We start from the raw sequence: 23,230 nt of genomic DNA, 5'->3' as shown, positions 1-23,230 counted from the left end.
TGGCAGTTGCCTGATGAGCGCGCGGCGCCCTCGTGGTTCAATGGCGCGGTGGACCTGCCGACCATCCGAGGGCTCCTCGCGGGCGCGTGGATCGCAGCGGAAGGGACGACGCTCCGCGAGGAGGACGAGAAGAAGGCGCTGGAGTTGGTGGGCTTCCTTCGCGAAGCCGCGCATTTGCTCCGGCCGTCGGCAAAGCGTCGAACCGTCGTCGATGCCGCGGCAGGGAAGGGCTACGTTGGCCTGCTGCTCGCGCGCCTTGGACACCGCGTGACGCTCCTTGAGCGAGACCCTAAGAGGGTCGAGAGGCTCTGTGAGGCGGCCTCGCGGCTGGACGTAGCCTCGCGCGTCGTCGCCAAGGCCTGCGACGTCGCCGACCTCGCGGCCTGGCCGGAGGCGCCATGGCTCGTCGCGTCGCTTCACGCGTGCGGCGACGCCACGGATCGCACGCTCGCGGGTGCCATCGCTTCCCGCGCGCGGCACGTGCTCGTGGCGCCCTGCTGCGTCGCCACGCAGCTCGACGCGGCAACGCGCGCCAGCGCCCATGCAGAGCGGCTCGGCATCGCGCACTTCTCGGAGGCGAAGCGGCGCGTCGTCGAAGGCATGGTCCTCGGTGAGCGGGCCCTCGTTCTTGAAGCCGCGGGGTACAAGGTCGAACCCGTGGCGTTTGTGCCCCCTACCGTCAGCCCCTACAACGTGGCGCTGCGCGGGACGCGCGTCGATGAGCCCGCGCGACGCGCGCGCGCCGAGGTGGCGCTCCGACACCTTCGCTCCCCCGGCGCCCCAGCCGATGACTCCTGATGCAGCGCGGCGGTGGAACGCTTGATAGACTTCAGACGAGCTTGCGATCGTTGTCAGTTGCTCGTCGGGCGCTTCTTCTTCTGCCGCTGACCTTGGCCGCCGCCGGCTGGGCCTGTCAGTGGGTTGTTCCGCTGGGCGCCGACGTCAGCCCCGCTCCCGCCGACGTCAGTCCCGCTACCGCCGACGGAGGAGCGGACGCTCCGCCGCTCCCCCCCGGCCCCTGCGATCTCGCACTGCCACCCTTGGTGCCGAGCCGCGGCGGCGTGGAGAGGGGGACGCTCTTCGCCGCTCGAGCCCTCGACTTCGGGCCGCGGCTGCCGGTCACTGGGGTAGGCACGCTGCGCTTCGACGCGGGCGGTCTCTTGTGCCCGAACGCGGCCCTCGACCTCGACGGGATCGAGACGACCTGCCCGGCCACCGCCGGCCTCGCCAAGTGCGTGACGAAGAGGGGCGCGTGCGACGAAGACGGCGGTCGCGACAACGCCTTTGCGAACGTGTTGGCCCTGCTGCAAGGCGTCAAGCCGGGGAACCTGTCGCTGTCGGCAGCGATGGAAACGGGAGGTCCCACGTTGCTCATCCAAGTCGTCGGCTACAGCGGCGAGGCGAACGACGATGCGGTGGGGGTCTTCTTCTACGCCGCCACGGGCACCCTCGAGGGGCCCGACGGTGGACCGTCGCTGCCAAGGTGGGACGGCACAGATACGTGGAAGGTTGAGCCGCGAAGCGTCATCCCATCGAGCGCCGGTGACGTTCCCTTGCGCTCCGCGAGCGAAGCTTGGGTCGCCAATGGCGTCCTCGTCGCAAAGCTTGACCGCGTGGACCTGCCCATCCTCGTCGACAAGCAGCGCGCGTTGCTGCCGCTGCGCGGTGGCTTCGTAACCGCAAACGTCACGCAGGTCGACGGTCGGTTGCGCCTCGACCACGGGCGCCTTGCCGCGGCCGTCGCTGCTGACTCACTTCTAGCGAACCTGGCGGCCGATGGCGGAGTGTGCGAACGCACGGGAGCGTTCGATACGCTCCGGAGCATTCTTTGCTCGGAAGCCGACCTGACGACGACGTTTCCGACCGAGGGCCCCGCGGCGGCCCCTTGTGGAGCTCTGTCGCTCGCCATCGGCTTCGTAGCCGACGCCATCTCGAGCAGCGTAACCGACCGCGCCGACGTGCCCTACGGAGTGCCCTACGCGACGCCCTGCGGCGAGGCCGATGGCGGCCCGCTCTTCGTGGGCTGCGGCGCGCCGTGATAGGCCATCGCCGGCCGAGCGGCCGCGCGCGTGCCTGCGACCCCGTCGATCGGCGGACGCTGCCATCGATGCCGCAGTGCCCACGCGGAGCGCGAGGAAGAATTTCGGGGTCACGACGTAGGACTCGTGGCCATGAAGCTTTCCGTCCTCGTCACCCTCGTCATCGCCCTGACCGGCTGCAACACCATCAAAGAGAAGCTCGCCGAGAAGCTGGCCGAGAAGGTCGAGGAGAAGGTCGCGCAGGTAGCCTCTAGCGCCTCCATCACGTCGGCTGAGACGGCCGCGCCGAAGGCGGGTGCGGCCTCGCTGCCGCTCCTCGGAGCGGAGGCGCCACCCTTCAAGCTCGTGGAAAAGCCCGCCGCGAGTGACGCTCCCTCGGGCAAGGTCCAAGGCTCCGCCAACGGCCATGCCTTCGACGCGCGCGCGATCTACTTCGAGCCCTACCAGGATCATTGGCAGCTGAAGATCGCCGACGCCGAGCTGAAGACTCCGACGGGTCTCATCCACCAGTTCAACGCCCAGACCATCACCGTCGACCTTCCGAAGAACGTGCAGCCATCGGCAGGAAAGAAGTTCGCGAAGGCGATGAAATACGGAGACGGCTTCTTTCAGATCATTGACCCGCGCCACGGAAAGGGCACGACGAGCTGGAACACCGACAACGCCTACTACGTCGAGATCACGAAATGGGACGTCAAGCCGTTCGACCCGAAGGGCCATGTGTTCCAAGAGGCGGGGAAGGCGTCCGGCAAGGTCTACGTGGTCCACAAGGCACACTCGTTCAACGTCGAGGTTGGCTTTCGTGACTCGGGCGCTGCCGGCGAGTTCAAGGACGTCGTCGTTCGCTACATGGGCAAGCCCAAGTGGGTGAAGTAGGGCGGCTGCGCCCCAAGGACCGCATCGTTGCTTAGGTGACGCAGGGGGCACCGCGGGGCTACGTTCGGAGCGTGCGTGGGCCGCTCCTCGTCTTTCTAGGTGCCTTTGGGGTGCTGTTCGCCGGTTGTTCGAGCGCCTGTCTCTTCGTCGTGGGATTCGAGACAGCCACTCATCCGCAGTCACCGCTCCGCCATTGGCCGATGAAGCCCGGCGAGTCGGTCAAGGATGAGGTCTCCGTCGACCAAACAGGGTACGGCTCTCGCGACGTCTCCGTCGAGCTCGCGCTCTACGAGGGGCCGTACAAGACCGTCCCCATTGCATGCACACTGCACGTCCAAGCCACGCGTGGGACGGCCCCGCCCACGACGCACGCCGCGGAAGCTCCCGTGGACCGCCCCTCCTCGTGCAGCGTCAGCGTCGACGCGGCGGGCCCCACACGCCTCGTCGTCGACGCCAAGAACCTCTCGGAGCGCAACGTGACCCTCTCCGTGACGCCGGCGCTACCCGGCTTTCCACGCACCTTCAAGCTCGCCTGGCTCGCTCTTGGCGCTGTTGCGTTGGTGGGCGCCGTCGCGCTCCGCCGTGGCGTACGCTCGTGGCGCAAGGGGCGCACCGCACCGTAACGGCACGCCGGCGGCGAGTCCCCTCACCTCAGTTCGCGCAGCACAAGACGCCCGAGAGCCCCGCCGCGAAGTTACACCCGGTGCCCGAGTTCTCGCTGAAGTCGATGCGGCCACCGGAGATGCAGCTGCCGTTCGCGGCGCCCGGAAACTTGTACGGACACGTCGAACCGATCGCGCCCATGTCGACGTTGGCGGCCGTGTCGATGCTCGGGACAGCGGCGGCGCAGTCGACGTGGCACACGAAGCTGTCTTGCGCTGCGTTCATGGCGAAACAGCCGGTGACGGCGATCGCATCGGTGTATTGAACGGCCTTGAGCGCGCTCTCGGCGCCGGTGCAAACGTGTGAGCCAGCGGCGCAAAGCGGCGACGCCGTGGACACATGACCGCTCCACGTGCCGGCGCACGCCGCCACCCGCGGGTAGGTCACCTCGGACAGTCCATCGCGGGTGCCATCGGCGCAGCCCGCCGTACCCGCGTCGCTGGCGCTGTCGGCGAGTTTCGCGTCGGACGCTCCGTCGAGGCTCGCAGCGTCAGACGCTCCGTCGGCGCCACCATCGCTCGCTGGCCCCGTCTCGTTCGGCGCGTCGGCGGTTGCATCCATCAACGTGACGTCGCTCGTTCTTGCGTCGCTGGCGGCCGAGTCGGAGACGGCGCCTGTGTCCGGCAACGAGGTGTCGAGCTTGCCGGCGTCGACCGCAACGCCCGGTCCGTTAGAGTCGTCGTCGTCGCCGCAAGCGCCCGTGCTCGCGCCCACCAGACCAACGGCGCCGAGAAATCCCCAGAACACCAACCGCTTCGAAACGTTCATGCGCTGCCCTTAGCGAAGTTCACGCTGGCTTGGAAGCGCGATGGTCGGTGTGCGACGCGCTGAAAAATGCCCGCGCGAAGCCCGCGAGCCGGCCCCGCTCCGTAAGCCGCTCCTTGTCGCGGCGTGCGAGGCGCTTGACCGCCAGCTCGAGTCGCAGCGCATCGCTCTTCGTCGCGCAACGTCGCTTCGCGCACAGCGTGACGGGCCCGCGCCCGCGCGTGTAGCGCGCCCCTCTTCCGGCGTCGTGCTCCCCTAGCCGTCTCAACACATCCCGCGCGATGCCCGTGTAGAGTGAGGCGTCGCTGCAACGAACGATGTAAACGAACCAGAACTCGCCTCGGGCCGGAGCCTTGGCCTTGGCCTTTGGCTGGCTTCGCCGCATTGGCTCGCTCGCGCGAGCCCTTTCGCCTGTCAGCCGACGCCGCCGCCACCGGAGCCTTCGGGGCGACGACCCTTCGAGAGGCTCGCGGCGATGAAGTCCCGATTCATGCGGGCGATGAAGTCGACGCTGATCCCTTTGGGGCATGCGTCCATGCACTCGAAGTGGTTCGTGCACGCGCCGAACCCTTCCTTGTCCATCTGCGCGACCATGCCGAGCACGCGCTCGTTACGCTCGGGAGCGCCCTGCGGCAGCAGGCCCAGGTGGGAGATCTTCGCCGCAGTGAACAGCATCGCCGCCGCGTTGGGGCAGGCCGCCACGCACGCGCCGCAGCCGATGCACTCGGCCGCGTCCATCGCGAGGTCAGCGTCTTCCTTGCGAACCGGCGTCGCGTTGGCGTCGGGCGCGGCGCCGATGGGCGCGCTGATGTAGCCGCCGGCGGCGATGATGCGATCGAAGGCGCCGCGGTCCACGACGAGGTCGCGAAGCACGGGGAAGGCGCCGGCGCGCCACGGCTCGATCCAGACCTCTTGGCCGTCGGTGAAGGAGCGCATGTGAAGCTGGCAGGTCGTCGTGCGGACCTTGCCGCCGTGCGGGCGTCCGTTGATGACGACGCCACAGGCGCCGCAGATGCCTTCGCGACAGTCGTGATCGAAGGCGATGGGATCGTCGCCCTTCTGCGTGAGCTCCTCGTTGACCACGTCGAGCATCTCGAGGAACGAGGAGTCGGGGCTGATGTCTTTGGCGTTGTAGGTGACGAACTGCCCTTGGGCCTTCGCGTCTTTTTGCCGCCAGACGTGGAGCGTGAGGTTCATTTGTAGCTCCGGGTCGCTAGGTGAACGTTGTCGAACTGGAGAGCCTCGGTGTGGCGAACGGGCTTCTCTCCTTCGCCCTTCCACTCCCAGGCGGCCACGTGACAGAACTCCTTGTCGTTGCGCTCGGCTTCGCCGTCGGAGGTTTGGAACTCGGTGCGGAAGTGTCCGCCGCACGACTCGCGGCGCTCGAGGGCGTCGGTGCACAGAAGCTCGCCGAGATCCAAGAAGTCGGCGACGCGGCCGGCTTGTTCGAGCGACTGGTTGAGCTCCGCGGCGCCGCCAGGCACCGAGAGGTTCTTCCAGAACTCCTCGCGGAGCTCGGGGATGAGCCCCAAGACCTTCTTGAGGCCCTCTTCGTTGCGCGCCATGCCGCAGTACTCCCACATGAGCGCGCCGAGCTCGCGGTGAAACGAGGCCGCGGACCGCTTGCCGCCGATGTCCAAGAACTTCTTCGTGCGCCCCTTCGCCGCGTCAACGGCGGCCTTCACTTCGGGGTGATCGGTGTCGACCTTCTCGAGCTTGGTCTGCGCGAGGTAGTTACCGATGGTGTACGGAATGATGAAGTACCCGTCGGCGAGGCCTTGCATGAGCGCGCTGGCTCCGAGGCGGTTCGCGCCGTGGTCGGAGAAGTTGGCTTCACCGAGCACGTGAAGACCCGGGATGGTGCTCATCAGGTTGTAGTCCACCCAAAGGCCGCCCATCGTGTAGTGGACCGCCGGGTAGATGCGCATCGGCACTTTGTACGGGTTGTCGTTCGTGATGCGCTCGTACATCTCGAAGAGGTTGCCGTACTTCGCCGCGATGGCCGGCTCGCCGAGGCGCTTGATGGCGTCCTCGAAGTCGAGGTAGACGCCGCGACGAACGCCGCCGACCTCGGGACCGACGCCGCGTCCGTCGTCGCAAGCTTCTTTGGCGGCGCGGGACGAGATATCGCGCGGAGCGAGGTTGCCGAAGCTCGGGTATTTTCGCTCGAGGTAGTAGTCGCGGTCGCCCTCGGGGATCTTGTGCGGAGGCCGCTCGTCGCCCTTCTTCTTGGGCACCCAGACGCGACCGTCGTTGCGGAGCGACTCGCTCATGAGCGTGAGCTTCGACTGGTGCTCGCCGCTCACGGGGATGCAGGTCGGGTGAATCTGCGTGTAGCAGGGGTTGGCGAAGAGGGCGCCCTTGCGGTGCGCGCGCCAGATGGCCGTGGCGTTGCAGCCCTTGGCGTTCGTGGAGAGGTAGAAGACGTTGCCGTAGCCGCCGGTGGCGAGGCACACGGCGTCGGCCACGTGGGCTTCGATCTTTCCCGTCACCATGTCGCGCGTCACGATGCCGCGGGCGCGGCCGTCGATGACGATGAGCTCGACCATCTCGTGGCGAGGGAACATCGTCACTTTGCCGGCGCCGATCTGCCGCTCGAGCGCCGAGTACGCGCCCAAGAGGAGCTGTTGCCCCGTCTGACCGCGCGCGTAGAACGTGCGCGACACTTGCGCGCCGCCAAAGGACCGGTTGTCGAGGAGGCCGCCGTATTCGCGCGCGAACGGCACGCCGAGGGCCACGCTCTGGTCGATGATGTTGACGCTGATCTCGGCGAGGCGATGGACGTTCGCTTCGCGGGCGCGGAAGTCGCCCCCCTTCACCGTGTCGTAGAAGAGCCGGTAGACGCTGTCGCCGTCGTTTCGGTAGTTCTTCGCGGCGTTGATGCCGCCTTGCGCGGCGATGGAGTGAGCGCGGCGCGGGCTGTCCTGGTAGCAGAAGCAGCTGACGTTGTAGCCGAGCTCGGCCAGGGACGCGGCGCCGCCGGCGCCAGCGAGACCGGAGCCGACCATGATGACGGTGAACTTCCGCTTGTTGGCGGGGTTCACGAGCTTCATGTCGAAGCGGTGCTTTTGCCACTTCTCGCCGACGGGGCCGGAGGGGATCTTGCTATCGAGCTGCATCGCGCTCACTTGACGAAGCCGGTCAGGACCGCGACCGGGAAGGAGATGTTGCCGACGACAATCACCGCGGCGAAGAACGTCGCGACAGAGTGGCGGAGGGGATTCCAGCGCGAGTGCGCGAGGCCGAGGCTCTGCATGAGGCTCCAGACGCCGTGGTAGAGGTGAAGCCCGAGCGCGATCATCGAGATGATGTAGAAGCCCGCGACGGCCGGCTGCTGAAAGCCAACCACCAGGTTCTGGTAGACGTCGCCCTCCTGGAAACGAGGGTGCACGTGCCCCGTCGTGAAGTGGAGCAGGTGGTAGACGATGAAGAGCAGGAGCAAGGGACCGCTCCAGACCATCGTGCGCGACGCGTACGTCGAGGCGCGCGGCGCGTTGACCTTGTAGCGCTCCTGACGAGCCCCGCGGTTGCGCCCCGCCAGCGAGAACGCGGCCCAGATGTGCGCGGCCACGGCGCCGAGCAACGTGAGCCGCGCGACCCAGAGGCCCGTGCCGTGAAGGAGCGCGTGGAGAGAGGCGCCGTAGGCGTTGAGCGCTTCCGGGCCGAGGTACACCTGGAGGTTGCCGGCCATGTGCGCCAGGGCGAAGCCGAAGAGCATGAGGCCGCTGACGGCCATGACGACCTTCTTACCGAGGGTCGATTCGATGAAGGTGAAGGTCTGTGCGCTTTCCATGGTTGGTTCGCTGCTGGTGCGGGGGTGCCGGGGGAGCCGCGGAGAACCTAGGGGCCAAGGCCGCGGGAGCCCATCCGTTTGGGCCAGCTTTTGGCACTTTTCCGCGTACTTGGGAAGCGTTTGTGCAAACCGGCGCCGTGAACGGCTGTGCGCGGCTCGAAAAGATGGGCGAACGCTGCGGCAGGGCCGTTCGTATGCATGATGCACACATGTTGGGCCATCCCTTGGCGGCGGACGGCGGCGCTCGATCCACGTCGTACCGCGCTTTCCCCAGCGGGCGCGTCCGCAGACATCGCACCCGTACGCACCCTGAAGGCGACCAACATAATCCTTTCTATTCGGGCACTTGCGAGCTCCACGACAGCCTCCGCGCAGGACGTCCGGGCGCTGGCACCGACCTCGCAAGTTCGCGTCGCGAGGAATTGCCCATGCCGTCTCGCTTTCACGCCATCACACGATGGCGACTCGACCTGGATGCCGTTTGCGGTGGCACGAGCGACGACGACTCGCTCGTCATGAGCGATCCGCCGGCCGCCGATCCGCTCCCCGAGCCTGCTCCCGAGCCGGTCGCCGACGTGACACCGTCGTACGACTCGTTCGGCAACACCGAAAGCGACGCCGGCTACGATCGAGACCTCGTCCGAGCCACCGAAGCCGTTCGCGCCAGCGAGTTCGAGCAACCGGACCTCACAGCGCCGGTCAACCCCGTCGAGACTGGCGGCCCCGGCGACCCGCTCGTCGACGCGACTCAACACAATGCCGCGCTCGTCGAACCGCCGCTCGCCGCGGGTGTCGTCGCGCCTGTTGGCGCTCCCGTGGAGACCGGTCCCATTTTGACGGGGCAAAGCTCCATGCGTGACTCACACGCGTTGGTGACGCCGGGACAGTCGACGCTACCCGCGGCTATCCCCGGCGCCGCGCCCACGGAAGCCGACATGATTCGGCACCGCGTCGACATCGCGCAAAACTACGAAGACGGGGCGAGCCCGGCGCGCCTCGTGCAAACGAATCTCAACGACTGCTCGATCGTCAGCAGCCTCAACCAAGTGGCGCGCACGCCCGACGGGCAAGCGCACCTCGCGTCGCGCATTCAAGATCTCGGTGACGGCTTCCACCAAGTGCGCCTCACCGGTGAAGACGGCGCCGACCGCAACGTCATCCTCCGCGATCCGAGCCCAGGGATGGGCAGCGCCGGCGACAGGAACCTGCGCATCTTCGAGAAGGCCCTCGCCGTGGACCGCACGGCGGACCTCGGGGGGCTCACGGAGGCTGACGTGTACAAGAGCATCGACTACGGCGCCGCGCCGAGCGCGGCCATGCGCGAACTCGGCCTCGGCAACCACTGGGGCAACACGCCCCGGGACTACATGCCGGCCGACGCGGTACGGATCTACAACGAGACTGGCGGCGCCCTTGGGGGCACCGCCATGACGCTCAACACGAACCCGGTCCCGACGGCGCCGACCACGGGCGACGAGATTCGCGGTGCGAACCACTTGCGCGATCAGCTCAGCTCGTACGGCCTCGTCGACAACCACGCCTACGAGGTCGCGATGACGTATCGCGATCCCACGACCCACAACAACATGGTGGTCCTCAGGAATCCGCATGGCGTGAACCACGGCACGCCAATCCCCGAGGCCCGCCTCGGTGAGCTCTTCTCAAGCTTCAGCGTCGGGCGCGTCGCCCCGCGCTGACGGCCCGACGGCCTGGCTTGCCCTGGGCCGAGTGCCCGGAAGGGCCAGCAAGTTTCTAAGTTCGACGCTCGGCCGGATTCTCGCCCCGGGTAGACTCCGCGGCTGATGATCACCACGCAGCCCAGTGACGTGCTCGCGGACGCTACGTGGATCGACCTCTTCGACCCCACGCCGGAGGAGGTGGCGCGCGTGCGTGAGGCGACCGGCCTCCGCGTGCCCACGAAACACGACGTCAGCGAAATCGAGTCATCGAGCCGTCTCGGCTTCGAGGATGGGGCCTTCTATGTTTCAACGCCGCTCGTGCAGCGCAGCAACGACGAAGAGCTCGCCCTCGCTCCGGTAGGCTTTGTCCTCTCGGCGCGCCGATTGCTCACGGTGCGCTTCACGGCCACAGGCTCCCTCGACGAGGCGCGGGCCGAGTGCTCGAAGGTTGGCGTGGCGAGCGCGGAGGCCGCGTTTCTACGCATCTTCGAGACCATCGTCGATGGCGCCGCCGACGCCCTCGAGCACGCCGGCAACACATCGGACGAGCTCACGCGTTCCATCTTCAGGGCGCGCAGCGACAAGAGCGACGGACTCCGCGCGGCGCTCCAGCAGATCGGCCGAACGGCCCATCGGACATCGCAAATCCGTGATGCGCTCCTCGGCGTCGGTCGCATCGCCTCGTTCGTCACCGAGTCTAGTCTCCCGGGCGCACCGCCGGTCAACACGGGTCGCATGAGGGCGGTCCGAACCGACATCACATCGCTCATGGAATACGAGGCGCGAGTCTCCTCCAACTTGCAGTTTTTGCTCGACGCCACGCTGGGCTTCATCAGCTTCGAGCAGAACGAGGTCGTCAAGACTCTGACCATCGCCTCGGTGGTGGGCGTGCCGCCAGTGGTCGTGGCCGGCATCTACGGCATGAACTTCCGTTCCATGCCCGAGCTCGCTTGGCCCCTCGGTTATCCCATGGCTCTTGCGCTCATCGTGGTGAGCGCGCTCATTCCGCTGTACGCGTTCAAGCGGCGCGGGTGGATGTAGCCGGCGACAAACTTCAGTTCGTCGCCCTAACACCCAAACTTTCTGGTGGCTGGCGCGTCCATAGGTCGTGCGACACCTCGCGCGTGCGCCCCGCGCCCTCTTCCTGCTGGCGATGGCGCTGGGCTCGGCGCTGATCAGCGCCTCCAGCTCGGCGTACTTCAACTTCGAAGAGCTCCCTCCCTTTGTCATCGAGAAGCTCCCCGTGCGCTTCGAAGCGCTGTGGCTCGTGTCCCTCCGCGTGCATGTCGCGGCGGCCGCGCTCGCGTTCCCGCTGTGCATCGCGCTTGCGACACGAACCCTGCAGCGCCGCGCCGCGCTTCACCGGTGGCTCGGGCGCCTCGCGGGCGTCGTAGTCCTCTTCGCTCTCGTCCCATCGGGCGCCGTGCTCGCGTTCGACGCGAAGGGCGGCGCCTTCGTGTCGGCGGGCTTCCTCCTCTCCGGCGCGATTGTCGCGTGGTTCATGACGAGAGGCGTGCTGGCAGCCCGACGCCGTGACCTGGTGAGACACCGTCGCGCGATGCTGCATGTGTTCGCACAGATGAGCGTGGCGGTGACATCGCGCGCGCTCCTCATTGGCCTCGACGCGGCAGGCATGTCACCCGGGGTCGCCTACGTGGTCGCGCTGTGGGGGCCGGTCCTCGTCAGCGCAGCGGCCGCCGAGCTCTTGTCTTCGTCGTCTCCCCTCTCGAACGCATCGAAAAGGATGGGTCATGTCTTCGGCAAAATCGCTTTGGCTGTGCGCCCTCGGTCTCTCTCTCGTCCCGTCGCTCGCCTCGGCCGATGAATCGCCGGCGGCGACCGCCAAGCAGCGGGTAGAAGAAGGCCTCTTGAAACCACTGGCCGAGAAAGAGAAGGACGCGGGCCGTTTCACGCGCGCGCGCATGCCACCGCGCGAGCGCCGCGTTCGCGTCACGCAGGCCACCACCACCGCGGACAAGCACGGGGGAGGCTATTTGCCGTTCGCCATCGATGTTCGCTGGGGCGACGAGTGGCATCAGAACGACATCGTCGGGTGTGCTTATCTGAAGACCGGCGCGCTCTTCGTGAAGCGAGGGGATGAGTATCGTCCGGCGTCAGTCCTGCTTGGGAAGAGCGCGGAGGCCGTCGCCGGGGTCTGCACTCCCGGCGCAAAAGAGCGCGCTTAGGCCCTGCGCAACGGAGGTATCCTCGCCCGCTCGTGGAGGAGCAACCGCTCACGGCGCTCGACTGGATTGCGGCCTTGGTGGCGGGAACCAACCTCGTCGCGCTCTTGGCGTTTCCCGTCATCGGTCGCTCCTTCGGCTCCATCTTTCAAGACCTTGGTGGGGCAAACGTGCCGCTCCTGACTCGCCTCGCGACCTCGTTTTGGTTTCCCGGAGCCATGGCGCTCCCTGGTGCCGCAGCACTCGCGATGGCACTTCGCACGAAGGTTCCGCTGGCGACGCGGCGCGCCTTTATCATCGGGGCTTTTGCGATGGCGGTCGCGGGCCTGGCGTTATGCGCGCTCGGCCTCTACCTGCCCATCTTCAGAATCGCCGACGCGATCAAGGCAGATTAACAAGACCGTGACGAACCACGCGCTGCTCTTCGTCGTCGCGCTGCTAGCGGCCCTCGCGTTCCTTGCCTTGCGACGCGCCAATGAAGTCGCGGCTCTCTCGGTGCGCCGCGGTCGGGTGCTCCTCTATCGAGGTCACGTGCCACAAGCGCTCGTCAACGACGTCGCGGACGCGGTCCGTCGAGGAAAGGTTGCGGAAGCAACGATTCGCATCGTGAAGGAGAACCGTCGGCCAACGCTCATCATCGCGGGTCCCGTCGACGACGCCACCAAACAGGTGCTGCGCAACCTGCTCCAAACGCACTCGCACCGTCTCATGGCACGCGCCGTCCGCGCTGGGGCGCCACCGGGCCGAAGAAGTCTCGGGCAGCGGCTGGGGATCGCTTCGCTCGCTTGGTGGCTGCACGAGCGAGAGCGTTAGCCTTTGGGAGCGAAGGAGACACGCGAGCGGCGTTCTCCTACCCTCGTCGGTCATGTCCCCGCTCGTTCCCTGCCCCGCGTGCTATCGCCACGTTCGCTGCGCCGATGAGCGCTGTCCGTTTTGCCGAGCGGCGCTGCCTAACGATCTCGATCAGACGCTGGTCCCGATGCCGCAGACCGAGCGGGGCGCGACGCCGGTCTTAGGCCCCGTGCTGCTCGTGGCGATGGCGGCGACGGCGATGGGCTGCGCGGGGCACGCGATGTTGTACGGAGCGCCACCGTCGAGGCCGCCCCCCGATGCGGGAACACCGAACGTCGAGACCGTCGCTCCCCCCTACGGTTTGCCGCCGCCGGCGCACGAGCCCGTCGTGGCCCCGTCGCGCACACCAGGCGCAGCGCCGCCCAACGCCGCTTCGCCGAAGTGACCTGGGCGTGACCGCGCAGCCACAAACCCTGAACGCAGCCGCGTCCAGTGAACTCGCCGGAGGCGCCTGCGGGCGGGCGTAAGCTCGCGTTTTTCCCTGCCCTTGGCCTGGCCCGGCCCGTGCACTAGCTCCCATCACGCAGGCACAACCCGCCCGCCAAGGAGCCACGCCGCCATGCACCGCCATCTTACGTTCGTCGCCATCGCCGCCGTCGCCGCCACGTTCGCTACCGGGTGCAGCGGCTCCGCAGAAGCCAACCAAGACGAGATCGACAGCATCTCCGCGGCCCTCGAAGCGAACGACGGGGCGATGACGCGCAACGCCGAAGCGAGCGCCTTTGGGGACAAGCAGATCGACGAGACAGCTCCCCTCGCCGACGAAGGCGCCGACGAAGAGGACACGATCGCGAAGAGCCGCCTCGCGAACCCGCGCGGCCGCACGTATCGCGTCGCGCTCATCTGGGGTCACATGCCTCCCGCCGCCGGCGCCCAGAACGCTCCCGAGCCCACGCCCGCCGATTTCTCCGGCAGCGTGTCGGTCGACCGCGGCGCCATCGGCGTCGCGCGCACGCTGCGCTTCGACGCGAAGGATCACCTGGAGCCGCGAACGAGCTTGCGCGAGGTGAGCTTCGTCTCCCATACGCTGCCGCACGTCGATGGCATGCTCGTCACGGTGCACATCCCTGAAGGCGCCTCGACGCTTGTGCACTTCAAGACCGCAAAGGTCACGACCGACATCGACGTCTCGACGCTTGAGACGCAGGTGGGCGGTATCGCCCGCGCCGACGACGGCTACAACGGCGTCTCGTACCTCGGCTTCGAAGACAAGGTCGGCTGCGCCAGCGGCTTTCTCTTCGGCAAGTGGCACCGCTTGAAGGCGAACCTCGGCAAGTTCCACGGCCGCGTCGTCGGCGATCACGGCGTGACGCTCGGCCACATCCGCGGCATCTACGGTCACTCGAAGAAGGCCGACAAGGACGTCTTCTTTGGTAAATACATCGATCGCTCCGGCGACTTCCGCGGCCTCCTCGGCGGCGGCTACTCGGACGACGGCTTCCGCGGCCTCTGGGGCACGCGTGATCCGCGCAACGCAGGCGGCCTCACGGGCTTCATCAGCGACGGCTACGTCGCCGACGACGGTCGGGGCCTGTTCGTGGGCCGCTTCCAAGAGAAGTGCCAGTAGAGACCGGGCACGGAGATTCGGCGGGCGTCCGGCTTCGGTCGGGCGCCCGCTTCCATCTTGGGGCGCGGCCGCGCCAGCGCAGGACGCGCCCCTCAACGCGACGGCACCGCGATGACCTTCTCCACGAGCGGGTAGTCGCCGCCAGCGGAGACGTGAACCCAACGGCGGCCCGCGCAGCTCTGAAGCTCGCGCGCGAACGAGAACCGCGCGTGTCCCGTGGCGTCGGTCTTCGCGACGACGTCCGGGGCGGCGAAGAAGTCGTCGCAGAAGAACGTGGCCGTGACGTCCTTGCCGATGAGGATGTTGCCTTGCGGGTCGGTGAGCTGGACCTCAGCCAAGACCTCCGTGCTGGTCGCAATCGGCAGCCGCAAGTCGGCGCCCCACAGCGTCGGGTCGCGCCCCTCGAACTTGTCGGGCGACGAGGTCGCGAAGATCTGAACGGCCTTGTCGAAGGATTTGACGCCGCGCGCGAGGAAGTCCGCGTCGACCTTGTCGGGTGTATCGAGGCGCGTGTGGTACCAGGGTGAGTCTGACGCCGTGCTCACCGTCGGGATGCCGCTCCGGTAGGCGCCTTGGATGTCGGTGGGAATGATGCCGCCGAACATCTGCTGGATCTTGTCGAGCGACAGCCACACGGTGAACGTGTCGAAGAGGCCCGCCGTTCGCGACTCGCGGAGCGCCAGGTCCATGATGGGCACCTCGCTGGAGGCGACACCACCGAAGAGCGTCGTGATGCCGCCGTTCTTTAGATCGGTCTCAGCGGCCGGCATTTCAAAGTTCACGACGGCGAGCATCCCGTCGTCTTGGTGCTTGCGCAGGTAGTCGTAGCCGCCGTAGAGCGCGACCTCTTCACCGTCGTAAGCCACAAACACGATCGTGTTGTCGAAGCGACCGTCGGTCTGCCCCCGCTTGCCCGCGAAGTACAGGAGCGCCGCCACGCCGCAGCCGTTGTCGACGGAGCCCACGTACCAGGTGTCGTAGTGCGCGCCGATGACGATCTGCCGATCGAGGCTCTTACCGCTCGCGTCCTTCTTTCCGTAGTTCTTTCCTGGCACCACGCCGACGACGTTGCGACCGGTGCCGCGCGCGACGCGCGCGTCGACCTTGAGGCTCGCGCGAACGTTGCCCTCGCCGACGCTCTTTTGGAGCCTTTCGCCGTCGTCTTTGCCGATGGTGATGGCGGGAATCGGTCCCATGGCCTCCCACGCGTGACGGATGGAGCCGATCTGGATCTGGTTCTGGGGCACGGCCGACGCGTAGAGCATGGCGACGGCGCCCGCTTGAGAGACGTTCCGGTATTGCGACGAGCGGTGATACTTGGAGTCGCGCTTGACGAGCGCGATCTTGCCGCGAAGCTCCTTGCCGCGAAGGTCCTCTGGCTTCGCGGAGCCGACGTAGACGAGCTCCGAGTCGCGCACGTCGCCGGCACCAGAGCCCTCGAAGATGTCGAAGGCCACGGGCGGCTCCGGCGCGCCGCCTTTGCTGACGGCGAGAGACGCTTTCGTCGGGTCGGCGACGTGCATCGGGAAGTTGAACTCTTCGAAGTGCACGTTGCGAAGCTCGGCCCGCTTCATGCGGTCCATGATGTAGTCTGCAGCCTTCTTGCCAGCGGGCGTACCGACGCGCTTTTCGCCAAAGGTCGCGAGGTCATCGAGCGTCACCTTGAGGCCGCTGGCGGCGGGCGCGAGGGCGCCTTGCGCTTCGGCGGCGTCGTCCGGCGCGCCCCCCTGACAGCCGACCCCGAAGGCGGCCAGCGTGACGGTGCAGGCAACGGCGGACGCAGCGAGGAGGAGGCGGAGGTTCTTCACGCCTTCTCGTCAGCACCGCCCGTGCCACGGAATGCGGCGAAGAGTCGCGCGTTTACCGGTCACCACGGACGGGTGCGTTCGCCGATCATTGGTGACGCGATCCATCGCGTCATCCGCCGAGGGCCTCGAGGATGTCGCTGGCGCTGGCCCACTGCCCCGCGTTCGCATGGTTCGGGTCGGCCTCGAAGGCCTCCATCAGCCGCGTCCGCACGGAGCCCGACAGAAACCACTTCTGGTAGAGGCGATCCTCATCGTCCTTCCAGAAGATCCAACCGTGCGTCCCAGCGCTGAGAGCGGCCGCTTCGTCGAGCACGAGGTCCGCCAGAAGGGTCGCCGACGTCGCAGGGTCGTCACCCCTATCGAGCATCGTGTCGAGCATGGGCGCCAAATCCATGCGCGCGATGCCTGCGCTCTCCACGATGTCGCGGACACGGGCGCGCGCCCGCCCCGCGACGGCAGAGGCGAGGAGCGCGCCGGTGAACGCCTCGAGGGCCGCCCGCTCGGCGGGGAGCCAGGGGCCCTCTTGGACGAACTTTCCGTAGATGATCTGAAGGTCAACCCACAAGGACCCGTGCGCTTTGAGCTCAAGGATCCGAGGCAAGAAGTGCTTGAAGTCGGTCAGCGTGCCCCACGTGTTCAGGGCGCTGAAGACGTAGCTACCGAGATCGCCTTCCTCGAGCTCGCGAAGGCGCTTGCTGGTCAATCGCGCGCGCTGCTCCGGCGACACGCAACAGGGGCACCCTTCAACGGCTGAGGCTCGGTAATTCGCGAAGGTTTCGTAGAGTCTCGCGATGGCATGCTCGAGGGACGCGGGCGTCATCGCTTCTGATCTACCGCTTCTGGCATACCGCTTCAGCGGCCCATGCGGTCAACGAAGATCGCGCGCGTCGGCGCCGCCCGATGTCGGTCATCCGCGGGATCAGACTTCACGAGCGCTTCGTAGCGGCGCCCGTTGATCTCCACGACCTGAGCAACGTGAGCGTTCGGCAGATTGAGCGGTGACGCTCGCCAATCCAGCTCCGCGCTGGTGGCGAGCGAGCGGAGGAGCGTCGCACCCGTGAGCTGCTCGAGCGATGAGACACCGAGCGGGTGCGCGACGTAGACGACGTTGCTCTTGCCCAGGGCGGGAGCGATGTGCTCGGTGACGACACGAATCCGGGCGTCGCGATCGAGCGAGCTCACCGGCAGCGCGTTCAGCCGCAGCGCGGGCACCAGCGTCTTGCCATCGGTCAAGAGCGTGCGCGTCGCGCCTTGGAGACCATCGAAGGGTTCGCCTCGGTACGCGGGCACGATGTCGCCGCGAAAATCGAGGCCCTCGGCGCGAAAGCGCTCCGTGACGTCTTTCTCGGCGTCGCCGCCGTCGGTCGCGAAGTCCCAGACGTCGGCGAGGTTCTGCAGCACGTCGAGGGCCGTGTCGGCGTGGTCGAGGGCGCCGACGTGGTCCGCCTTTGCGAGCACCTTTCGAATGGCCGACTCGCGCATCGCCGGCGTGAGCGCCGCCTTGGACGCAGCCGTTTTCGCGGCAACGCGGCTCGCGGGGTCGACGGCATGAAGCGGAAGCTCGCTGGTCGCCTTGAGCGAGATCTGTTCGAGCGGCCGGAGCGTCTCGCCGAGGAGGTGACCGCCGGCAAGACCGCGAACCGCGGCGCCTTCGGTCCCCGCCAGCGCCGACGCGGCCTTCGTGCCCGCGTTGCTACCTGCGCGCGCCCCAACGGCGCCGACCTGCACGGCCTCGCGGCCGCCCACGGCCGCGGCCTTGACGCCAATCTCCGCGACATGGACCGGAGCGCTAGCCGCCTTGAGCATCACAACGACCGCGCCGCCGACGCCGACAGCCGCGCCGCCGAGTACCTTGCCGTTCCCCTCGCTCATGGCTCGCTCCCCCAAGATACGCGGTCCGGGGGAGATTCCATTCCCCGCTCGCGTCATTTCTAGGAGGAGCCACCGGGGCGGCAGTTGTCGCGCAGCGGGCCGGCTCGCTTAGCGTCTGCCTAGGCGCAAGATTCCCATCGTAATGGTCAAGCCGGAGACCAAATGCATAAGTGCGAGGACCACACGGAGGCCCACTCCGGCGCCGGCGATTGACGCGGGTCCGACCATCGAGACAAGCCCGAAGACGACCGCGACGACCGTGAAAATTCTCGCCGGTCTGGCGGTGAACCGATTGAGCGCCATGGCCACCAGCGCCGCGAAAATGGCCGGAATGAAGCTCGAGATGATCACCGGCGCGAAGGGCATCGGCAAGGGCGGCTGTCCTCGCATGAACTCGCCCACCATGGAGATGCCCGAGGCGTTGGCGATGCCGTAGAGCACGACGTTTCCCACGGCGCCGACGGCGGCGCCGATCCCTGCGCCCTTCCAGATTCCGCCCGTGAGGAGCTCGCGCTGGTTCTCGCTTTCCGTCGCCGTCATCGTTGTCGTCATCGGTGCCATCCTTTCGGATGACCATGAGGCCAGGAAGCCGTCGCATCAATGGGCGTTACGTGAGACGATTTGTCCCATGAATGGGACAGTAAGCCTCGACGCCCTCGCCGTTTTCGTCCAGGTGGCGGAGAGCGTGAGCTTTCGTGGCGCGGCCGACCGCCTCGGTGTGCCTCGCTCCACCGTGAGTCGGAAGGTCGCCGGTCTCGAGCGCGAGCTTGGCGCGCGGCTTCTCAAACGAACCACACGCAGCGTGTCGCTTACAGACGCCGGCAAGCGCTACTTGGAGGAGTGTCAGCCGGCGCTGAGTCAACTGCACGAGGCGGCCCGCAGCGTCCGGAAGACCGTCGTCGAAGCGAGCGGGCGACTGCGCATCACAGCGGCACCGGCCTTCGGCGAGCGCTACCTCGGCCCCATCGCCGAGCGATACCTCTCCGCGAATCCGCAGGTCGAGCTGGAGATCTTCCTCACCGATCGCCACGTCGATCTGGTTCAAGAAGGCTTCGATCTCGCGTTTCGCGCCGGCGGCGTCGGTGACGAGTCGCTGGTGGCGCGCGAGCTAGGTCGAGGCACGTTGCGCTGCGTGGCGAGCCCGGAGTACCTGAAGCGCCGCGGAAGACCGCGAAGGCCCGCCGATCTGGCCACGCATGAGTGCGTCGTGTATCCGCCGCTCGCGCGCGGCGGCCGCTGGACGTTCCGAGCGGCCGAGCGAACCGTCAACGTTGCCGTGAGGGGCCGCCTCATCGTGAGCAGCTTGCCCATGGCGTTCGACGCCGCCGTGCGAGGTCTCGGCGTGTCACGCATCCCGAGTGCGCTCGCGGACGAGGCGCTCGGGAGGAACGCTGTCGTAGAGCTTCTCGCGGGCTTCGTGCCGACGCCCTCCCCGTTCTTCGTCGTCTACCGGCAGGGCTCGCAGGCGATACCTCGACTAAGCGCGTTCCTCGATCTGGTGAAGGAGCACGTCGAGCTCGTATTGCCGCCGTAACCATGAGGGAAGGCTCGGCGCCGCGCTTCGAGCGCCGTCGGTACCCCTGCGTCCTCACAGCCGCGTTCGCCGACGGGCTTCAACGTGTTCTTCTTCGTCGGCGTCTACCGGGACAACGTCGATGGCACGAACGCGGGCGAGGTCCGGCGACGACTTGACTCGAGCGGACGACGCCGTCCGACGCCGAGTCGCGTAGAGTGCGGCCACCCCCAACAAAATGGCCAAGGGCAGGCTCCATGATGCGTGGTTCCAAACGAAGTTTGGCTGCCCCGGTCTCGGGAGCAGCATGTTGACCACGGCGAGGCAAGCGAGCCCGAAGAGCAGGGCTCCGAACGCACCCGCGACCAGCTCGAGGAACGAAACTGCCCGACGAAGGTCACGTTGTCCCCGCTTGACGTCAGGCGATACTCGCTCGGCGCTGCTAGCGCCGCGTCTGTCGGCCGCGCTCGCCGCTGCCTCGGGGAGGCGCGTGAGGGCCGTTGAGACGGCGGCGATGGCTCGATCGATCGCTTCACGAGCGCCGAGGTCACCGAGCTCCGGCAAGGGTCCGAGAGTCGCGCGTTGCTGAGGAGCCAGCGCAAGGACGCGGTCCGAGTAGCGCGCCCAACGCTCGGCGAGCACGGCGCGGGCCGCATCGACCTCATCGGCGGCGGCCATCGGAGGTGTCCTCGCGAGCTCCGCCTCAAGCAGCGCGAGTCGGGCCACCAGATCTGCCTGCGACTCGAGCCCGCTGAGGTCCGCAACCTTCGGCAGCCGAGTCGGCGAGCGCGCTTCAGCGAGCTTGCTTGCAGCCCGCTCATAACGTGTCTCGGCGAGGAGCGTCCGAACGAGGAGCGCTTCGTGGGCTCGCTCTTGCCAATGGCCCGTCGCCCGCGCGAGCCCGATGCGCTCGAGTTCGGAAACGACAGCGTCGCACTGGGCGTCGATGCGAGCCGCGAGTTCGGCGACGGCCGCGGGGTCGTTGGCGCCGCGCGTCGAGGGTCGACGCTCGAGGAGCGACGAAGGCTCGAGGCTCCGCTCCTCGCGACCGGCGCGAGCGGCGACGATCAGCGGAGCGATCAGGCGAAGGCGGGTGCCCAAAGCTGCGTGACGGGCCAAGGCGGTGCCCAAGGGCGAGGCCGGCAACGCGGGCGTTGCCGCGGCCGCACCGCGAGCCTTCGGGGCCGACGCGTCGCGCGCGTGTTGGACGACGCGCAACTCTCGCTCGAGGTCGATGGCCTCGGCCTCAAGGCGCTCCGAGAGGAGGAGCAGCTCGGTCGCGGACATCGTCTCGGCGGGCTCCGTCGCGGCCCGCGGTTTGCGCTTCCGATCGTCGGTCGCGGACAGGGCCCTCAGCGTAGTCTCCGCGCTCTCCCACCGACTCCACGCCGCGTTCGCGCGCGCGAACGCGGCCCCATCATCGCTTCGGTACACGAACGCTCAACCCCGCTTGCTCAGCCGAAAGGGCTCGTTCGCGTGTCCAGGCGCCATGCAGCGAGCCATCGGTGTCGTGGCAACGTAGGCAGCGAGGCGCCGCCGTCAAGGAGGCGCACCGCGGCATCGTCAAACGTCGACGAGAGTGCGTCGACCAGCCGTCATCGGCGCCGGATCACTTGGTGCCGTTTCTGTCGCAATCGAGCGCCGTGCCGGTCTGAACGAGCTGGCCCCCGGACGAGACGATGCCTGAACCCCAGATTTCGCGGACCTCGGGGCTGTAGAGGTCGGACTTGTGGGAGTTGCCCTTGTCGGTGCTGTAGACGATGGGAAAGCCCACGACATTGTCCTTCGTGCCCGTCGCCGGCGTGGGAGTCTCTTCGATGCGCCACGTGGTAGTGCCGACAAAGTTGGTGCGTTCGCCGGTCTCGTAGCGGTGGTAGTAGCAGCCCTTCCGGTCCGACGTAAAAACCATCACGTTGCGCCGACCATCGATCACTCGCTGCTCGATCCATGTGCCCGTGAGCCCCCCCTCGACCGCCGTGAGGGGCGCTGCAGCGCCGCTGGGGTTCGCGGCGACTCCCCCATCGCCGCCACCAGCGCTGAGGCCGCCGTCACCAGAGACCCCAGGCCCGCTGGTCGTGCCGCCCGAACACGCAAGCAAAGACGCGCAACAAGCCAGCGCACGCATGGTCGTCATAGGAACCCTCCGGGAAGCACGCTAGCGCAAGCGCGCCTCGCGTTGATCCTCTGCACAAGCGAGCACGCTAGCACTCTAGGCAAGAGACCCTAGCGAACAGCGGGAAGGTTCCCCCTTTCGGGTTTGCCGTGGGACCTCACTGCTCGAAGCAATAGAGCCGGCCTCCGAGGTTGCACGGAGAACCGCCGCTGCCATCGTCGTTCCAGTCGTCGATGACGTGCGGGTAGCCCGAGGTCCCGCTCGCGCCCGTCGACGACCAGTCGTTGCACGTCTCGGTGCTGGCGTTGCCGCCGAGGACGGTACCGGTCCACACGAGGCCCTTCTTTCCCGTTTCGCCGTTCTCGTCCATGTCGAGATCGTGCACCGGAAACGACGTAACGCTCTTGCCCTTGAACGCGGCCGTGCCGTCAACCAGGGTCCACGGCCCTACCCCGGCGATGCGCTGCGAGGCGTTGGTGGTCGAGTCCGACAGCCATGCCTTGAAGGTGCCTCCCAGCTTCGCCGCCTTGGCCGCCGCTTCGCACAAGGCATCGGCGCCGGCGAGACCTCCGAGGTTGCCGTTGTGCGTGGCGCTCGTCGCGAAGACGCGCATGCCCGTCGCGACGGGCTTCGTGGCGGCGTCTTGTTCCGCGGACGCCCCGTCGCCCTGCGAAAGAACGCCGCCGTCGTTGGCGACGCCGACCGGCGGAGCGTCAGACGCGCTCGCACCTCCATCGTTCGACGCACCGACGGGAGAGCCCGACGCGGCGCAACCTGAGAGTGTGACGGCGAGGGCGGCGGCCGGGAACGAGCGCGGCAACATCATGGGCGGGAGGTTAGCGCGGGGACGAACCTTGGCGAAGCGCGAGCCACTCGTCTCGCGTGATGGCATGGAGGCCGATGGGCTCGGGCACCATTTTCCACGGAACCATCTTTTGGAAGCGCATGCCGAGCCGTCCCGCCACCGCGAGCGACGTGACGTTGTCGGGCCGGATGAGTGCGATGAGCTTCGAGACGCCCACCTCACGGAAAGCGTGCTCGCGAAACGCGAGCGCTGCTTCCGTTGCGTACCCCTTCTTCCAATGCTCGAACGCCAAGCGGTAGCCGACTTCGAGCAGTGCCTCGCCTTCGATCTCTTGGTAGGCGAGCCCCGTGAGGCCGACGAAGGCTCCGTCGTCCTTCTTGTGCAGGACCGAGTGGGCGTGGCCCGTGGCTTCGAAGCGAGCGTCGCAACGCTCGAGGAACGTCTCGGCAGAGATCGGCGGGATGCCGTAGGCGCGAAAGTCCCAATTCACCCGTTCGTCGGCGAAGAGCGCCTCGAGGTCCGAGAGGTGCTCGCGCGTGGGGCGAGACGCCACGAGGCGCGCCGTCGTGAGGAGCATGGCCGAAGCCTACTCGCCTGACTGTCGGTGGTCCCGGTGCATGCAACGCAACCCCTGGGAACGTGTCTAAACGCGCCATGGGCCCCCCGAGCCCCAAACGACATCCGGCCCCTACGACGAGTGGG

Annotated in this window: 26 protein-coding genes; 13 read left to right on the top strand and 13 right to left on the bottom strand. The window is 67.6% G+C overall.

Annotation, left to right across the window (positions count from 1 at the left end; all coding sequences use genetic code 11):
• Positions 1-48 precede the first annotated feature (48 nt).
• The 4 genes from IPG50_35440 (at position 49) to IPG50_35425 (ending at position 3,538) form a co-directional block, all read left to right on the top strand.
• The gene (locus IPG50_35440) at positions 49-798 is read left to right on the top strand and encodes a methyltransferase (protein ID MBK6697440.1); all 750 of its coding nucleotides are present in this window, start codon (positions 49-51) and stop codon (positions 796-798) included.
• A 50-nt stretch (positions 799-848) separates the two neighbouring features.
• Positions 849-2,039, top strand: a complete 1,191-nt coding sequence (locus IPG50_35435) for a hypothetical protein (protein ID MBK6697439.1) — start codon at positions 849-851, stop codon at positions 2,037-2,039.
• 132 nt (positions 2,040-2,171) lie between these two features.
• Positions 2,172-2,915 (top strand): hypothetical protein, encoded by a 744-nt coding sequence (locus IPG50_35430; GenBank protein ID MBK6697438.1) that lies wholly within the window; start codon positions 2,172-2,174, stop codon positions 2,913-2,915.
• Positions 2,916-2,986: 71 nt separating this feature from the next.
• Entirely contained in the window at positions 2,987-3,538 is a 552-nt protein-coding gene (locus IPG50_35425; protein ID MBK6697437.1) for a hypothetical protein, read from the top strand.
• Positions 3,539-3,566: 28 nt separating this feature from the next.
• Here the strand turns inward: IPG50_35425 and IPG50_35420 are convergent, their stop codons facing one another.
• The 5 genes from IPG50_35420 to IPG50_35400 are packed head-to-tail and all read right to left on the bottom strand — an operon-like array spanning position 3,567 to position 8,136.
• Positions 3,567-4,346, bottom strand: a complete 780-nt coding sequence (locus IPG50_35420) for a hypothetical protein (protein ID MBK6697436.1) — start codon at positions 4,344-4,346, stop codon at positions 3,567-3,569.
• Positions 4,347-4,365: 19 nt separating this feature from the next.
• Positions 4,366-4,728: a GIY-YIG nuclease family protein gene (locus tag IPG50_35415; protein MBK6697435.1), complete on the bottom strand. Its 363-nt coding sequence runs from the start codon at positions 4,726-4,728 to the stop codon at positions 4,366-4,368.
• Positions 4,729-4,757: 29 nt separating this feature from the next.
• Positions 4,758-5,540 (bottom strand): succinate dehydrogenase/fumarate reductase iron-sulfur subunit, encoded by a 783-nt coding sequence (locus IPG50_35410; GenBank protein ID MBK6697434.1) that lies wholly within the window; start codon positions 5,538-5,540, stop codon positions 4,758-4,760.
• The gene (locus IPG50_35405; GenBank protein ID MBK6697433.1) at positions 5,537-7,462 is read right to left on the bottom strand and encodes a fumarate reductase/succinate dehydrogenase flavoprotein subunit; all 1,926 of its coding nucleotides are present in this window, start codon (positions 7,460-7,462) and stop codon (positions 5,537-5,539) included. Before IPG50_35405 ends, IPG50_35410 begins: the two co-directional genes overlap by 4 nt.
• A gap of 5 nt (positions 7,463-7,467) precedes the next feature.
• A complete protein-coding gene (locus tag IPG50_35400; protein MBK6697432.1) occupies positions 7,468-8,136 on the bottom strand; it encodes a succinate dehydrogenase cytochrome b subunit in 669 nt (222 codons plus the stop codon).
• A 428-nt stretch (positions 8,137-8,564) separates the two neighbouring features.
• On the opposite strand from IPG50_35400, the gene IPG50_35395 reads away from it, so the two are divergent.
• The 8 genes from IPG50_35395 (at position 8,565) to IPG50_35360 (ending at position 14,417) form a co-directional block, all read left to right on the top strand.
• Positions 8,565-9,833: a hypothetical protein gene (locus IPG50_35395; protein MBK6697431.1), complete on the top strand. Its 1,269-nt coding sequence runs from the start codon at positions 8,565-8,567 to the stop codon at positions 9,831-9,833.
• A 105-nt stretch (positions 9,834-9,938) separates the two neighbouring features.
• Positions 9,939-10,856, top strand: a complete 918-nt coding sequence (locus tag IPG50_35390) for a magnesium transporter (GenBank protein ID MBK6697430.1) — start codon at positions 9,939-9,941, stop codon at positions 10,854-10,856.
• 112 nt (positions 10,857-10,968) lie between these two features.
• The gene (locus IPG50_35385; GenBank protein MBK6697429.1) at positions 10,969-11,640 is read left to right on the top strand and encodes a DUF2306 domain-containing protein; all 672 of its coding nucleotides are present in this window, start codon (positions 10,969-10,971) and stop codon (positions 11,638-11,640) included.
• A gap of 43 nt (positions 11,641-11,683) precedes the next feature.
• Positions 11,684-12,001: a hypothetical protein gene (locus tag IPG50_35380; GenBank protein ID MBK6697428.1), complete on the top strand. Its 318-nt coding sequence runs from the start codon at positions 11,684-11,686 to the stop codon at positions 11,999-12,001.
• Positions 12,002-12,033: 32 nt separating this feature from the next.
• Positions 12,034-12,393, top strand: a complete 360-nt coding sequence (locus tag IPG50_35375) for a hypothetical protein (protein MBK6697427.1) — start codon at positions 12,034-12,036, stop codon at positions 12,391-12,393.
• A gap of 7 nt (positions 12,394-12,400) precedes the next feature.
• On the top strand, positions 12,401-12,811 hold the full coding sequence (locus IPG50_35370; protein ID MBK6697426.1) for a DUF3634 family protein: 411 nt from the start codon (positions 12,401-12,403) through the stop codon (positions 12,809-12,811).
• 52 nt (positions 12,812-12,863) lie between these two features.
• Positions 12,864-13,235 (top strand): hypothetical protein, encoded by a 372-nt coding sequence (locus IPG50_35365; protein ID MBK6697425.1) that lies wholly within the window; start codon positions 12,864-12,866, stop codon positions 13,233-13,235.
• Positions 13,236-13,409: 174 nt separating this feature from the next.
• The gene (locus IPG50_35360) at positions 13,410-14,417 is read left to right on the top strand and encodes a hypothetical protein (GenBank protein ID MBK6697424.1); all 1,008 of its coding nucleotides are present in this window, start codon (positions 13,410-13,412) and stop codon (positions 14,415-14,417) included.
• A 92-nt stretch (positions 14,418-14,509) separates the two neighbouring features.
• Here IPG50_35360 and IPG50_35355 read toward each other — a convergent pair whose 3' ends face one another.
• The 4 genes from IPG50_35355 to IPG50_35340 form a co-directional block, all read right to left on the bottom strand.
• Positions 14,510-16,225 carry a M28 family peptidase gene (locus IPG50_35355; protein MBK6697423.1) on the bottom strand — a complete coding sequence of 572 codons (1,716 nt, stop codon included), beginning with the start codon at positions 16,223-16,225 and terminating at the stop codon, positions 14,510-14,512.
• A gap of 109 nt (positions 16,226-16,334) precedes the next feature.
• Positions 16,335-17,045, bottom strand: coding sequence for a hypothetical protein (locus IPG50_35350; GenBank protein MBK6697422.1), 711 nt, complete (start codon positions 17,043-17,045; stop codon positions 16,335-16,337).
• A 32-nt stretch (positions 17,046-17,077) separates the two neighbouring features.
• Complete coding sequence (locus IPG50_35345) at positions 17,078-18,097, bottom strand: hypothetical protein (protein MBK6697421.1); 1,020 nt, start codon at positions 18,095-18,097, stop codon at positions 17,078-17,080.
• A gap of 108 nt (positions 18,098-18,205) precedes the next feature.
• Positions 18,206-18,649, bottom strand: a complete 444-nt coding sequence (locus tag IPG50_35340) for a hypothetical protein (protein MBK6697420.1) — start codon at positions 18,647-18,649, stop codon at positions 18,206-18,208.
• A 76-nt stretch (positions 18,650-18,725) separates the two neighbouring features.
• On the opposite strand from IPG50_35340, the gene IPG50_35335 reads away from it, so the two are divergent.
• The gene (locus tag IPG50_35335) at positions 18,726-19,631 is read left to right on the top strand and encodes a LysR family transcriptional regulator (protein MBK6697419.1); all 906 of its coding nucleotides are present in this window, start codon (positions 18,726-18,728) and stop codon (positions 19,629-19,631) included.
• A gap of 54 nt (positions 19,632-19,685) precedes the next feature.
• On the opposite strand, the gene IPG50_35330 is transcribed toward IPG50_35335, so the two are convergent.
• The 4 genes from IPG50_35330 to IPG50_35315 form a co-directional block, all read right to left on the bottom strand.
• Complete coding sequence (locus IPG50_35330) at positions 19,686-20,897, bottom strand: hypothetical protein (protein MBK6697418.1); 1,212 nt, start codon at positions 20,895-20,897, stop codon at positions 19,686-19,688.
• A gap of 322 nt (positions 20,898-21,219) precedes the next feature.
• Positions 21,220-21,744 (bottom strand): hypothetical protein, encoded by a 525-nt coding sequence (locus IPG50_35325; GenBank protein MBK6697417.1) that lies wholly within the window; start codon positions 21,742-21,744, stop codon positions 21,220-21,222.
• 136 nt (positions 21,745-21,880) lie between these two features.
• Complete coding sequence (locus tag IPG50_35320; GenBank protein ID MBK6697416.1) at positions 21,881-22,549, bottom strand: DUF1554 domain-containing protein; 669 nt, start codon at positions 22,547-22,549, stop codon at positions 21,881-21,883.
• A gap of 10 nt (positions 22,550-22,559) precedes the next feature.
• Positions 22,560-23,105, bottom strand: coding sequence for a GNAT family N-acetyltransferase (locus tag IPG50_35315; protein MBK6697415.1), 546 nt, complete (start codon positions 23,103-23,105; stop codon positions 22,560-22,562).
• Between the last annotated feature and the right edge of the window lie 125 nt (positions 23,106-23,230).

Source organism: Myxococcales bacterium (assembly GCA_016703425.1).
Taxonomy (GTDB): domain Bacteria; phylum Myxococcota_A; class Polyangia; order Polyangiales; family Polyangiaceae; genus JADJCA01.
The sequence above is the reverse complement of the archived record's forward strand: the minus strand, read 5'-3'. Positions and strand labels throughout refer to the sequence as shown.

Excerpts from the sequence above, each read along its gene's own strand:
- IPG50_35420 (MBK6697436.1), bottom strand. The coding sequence starts at position 4,346 with ATGAACGTTTCGAAGCGGTTGGTGTTCTGGGGATTTCTCGGCGCCGTT.
- IPG50_35330 (MBK6697418.1), bottom strand. The coding sequence starts at position 20,897 with ATGTCCGCGACCGAGCTGCTCCTCCTCTCGGAGCGCCTTGAGGCCGAG.
- IPG50_35315 (MBK6697415.1), bottom strand. The coding sequence starts at position 23,105 with ATGCTCCTCACGACGGCGCGCCTCGTGGCGTCTCGCCCCACGCGCGAG.
- IPG50_35410 (MBK6697434.1), bottom strand. The coding sequence starts at position 5,540 with ATGAACCTCACGCTCCACGTCTGGCGGCAAAAAGACGCGAAGGCCCAA.
- IPG50_35395 (MBK6697431.1), top strand. The coding sequence starts at position 8,565 with ATGCCGTCTCGCTTTCACGCCATCACACGATGGCGACTCGACCTGGAT.
- IPG50_35365 (MBK6697425.1), top strand. The coding sequence starts at position 12,864 with ATGTCCCCGCTCGTTCCCTGCCCCGCGTGCTATCGCCACGTTCGCTGC.
- IPG50_35415 (MBK6697435.1), bottom strand. The coding sequence starts at position 4,728 with ATGCGGCGAAGCCAGCCAAAGGCCAAGGCCAAGGCTCCGGCCCGAGGC.
- IPG50_35390 (MBK6697430.1), top strand. The coding sequence starts at position 9,939 with ATGATCACCACGCAGCCCAGTGACGTGCTCGCGGACGCTACGTGGATC.
- IPG50_35350 (MBK6697422.1), bottom strand. The coding sequence starts at position 17,045 with ATGACGCCCGCGTCCCTCGAGCATGCCATCGCGAGACTCTACGAAACC.
- IPG50_35325 (MBK6697417.1), bottom strand. The coding sequence starts at position 21,744 with ATGACGACCATGCGTGCGCTGGCTTGTTGCGCGTCTTTGCTTGCGTGT.
- IPG50_35360 (MBK6697424.1), top strand. The coding sequence starts at position 13,410 with ATGCACCGCCATCTTACGTTCGTCGCCATCGCCGCCGTCGCCGCCACG.
- IPG50_35320 (MBK6697416.1), bottom strand. The coding sequence starts at position 22,549 with ATGATGTTGCCGCGCTCGTTCCCGGCCGCCGCCCTCGCCGTCACACTC.
- IPG50_35340 (MBK6697420.1), bottom strand. The coding sequence starts at position 18,649 with ATGACGACAACGATGACGGCGACGGAAAGCGAGAACCAGCGCGAGCTC.
- IPG50_35400 (MBK6697432.1), bottom strand. The coding sequence starts at position 8,136 with ATGGAAAGCGCACAGACCTTCACCTTCATCGAATCGACCCTCGGTAAG.
- IPG50_35405 (MBK6697433.1), bottom strand. The coding sequence starts at position 7,462 with ATGCAGCTCGATAGCAAGATCCCCTCCGGCCCCGTCGGCGAGAAGTGG.
- IPG50_35430 (MBK6697438.1), top strand. The coding sequence starts at position 2,172 with ATGAAGCTTTCCGTCCTCGTCACCCTCGTCATCGCCCTGACCGGCTGC.
- IPG50_35335 (MBK6697419.1), top strand. The coding sequence starts at position 18,726 with ATGAATGGGACAGTAAGCCTCGACGCCCTCGCCGTTTTCGTCCAGGTG.
- IPG50_35345 (MBK6697421.1), bottom strand. The coding sequence starts at position 18,097 with ATGAGCGAGGGGAACGGCAAGGTACTCGGCGGCGCGGCTGTCGGCGTC.
- IPG50_35385 (MBK6697429.1), top strand. The coding sequence starts at position 10,969 with ATGGCGCTGGGCTCGGCGCTGATCAGCGCCTCCAGCTCGGCGTACTTC.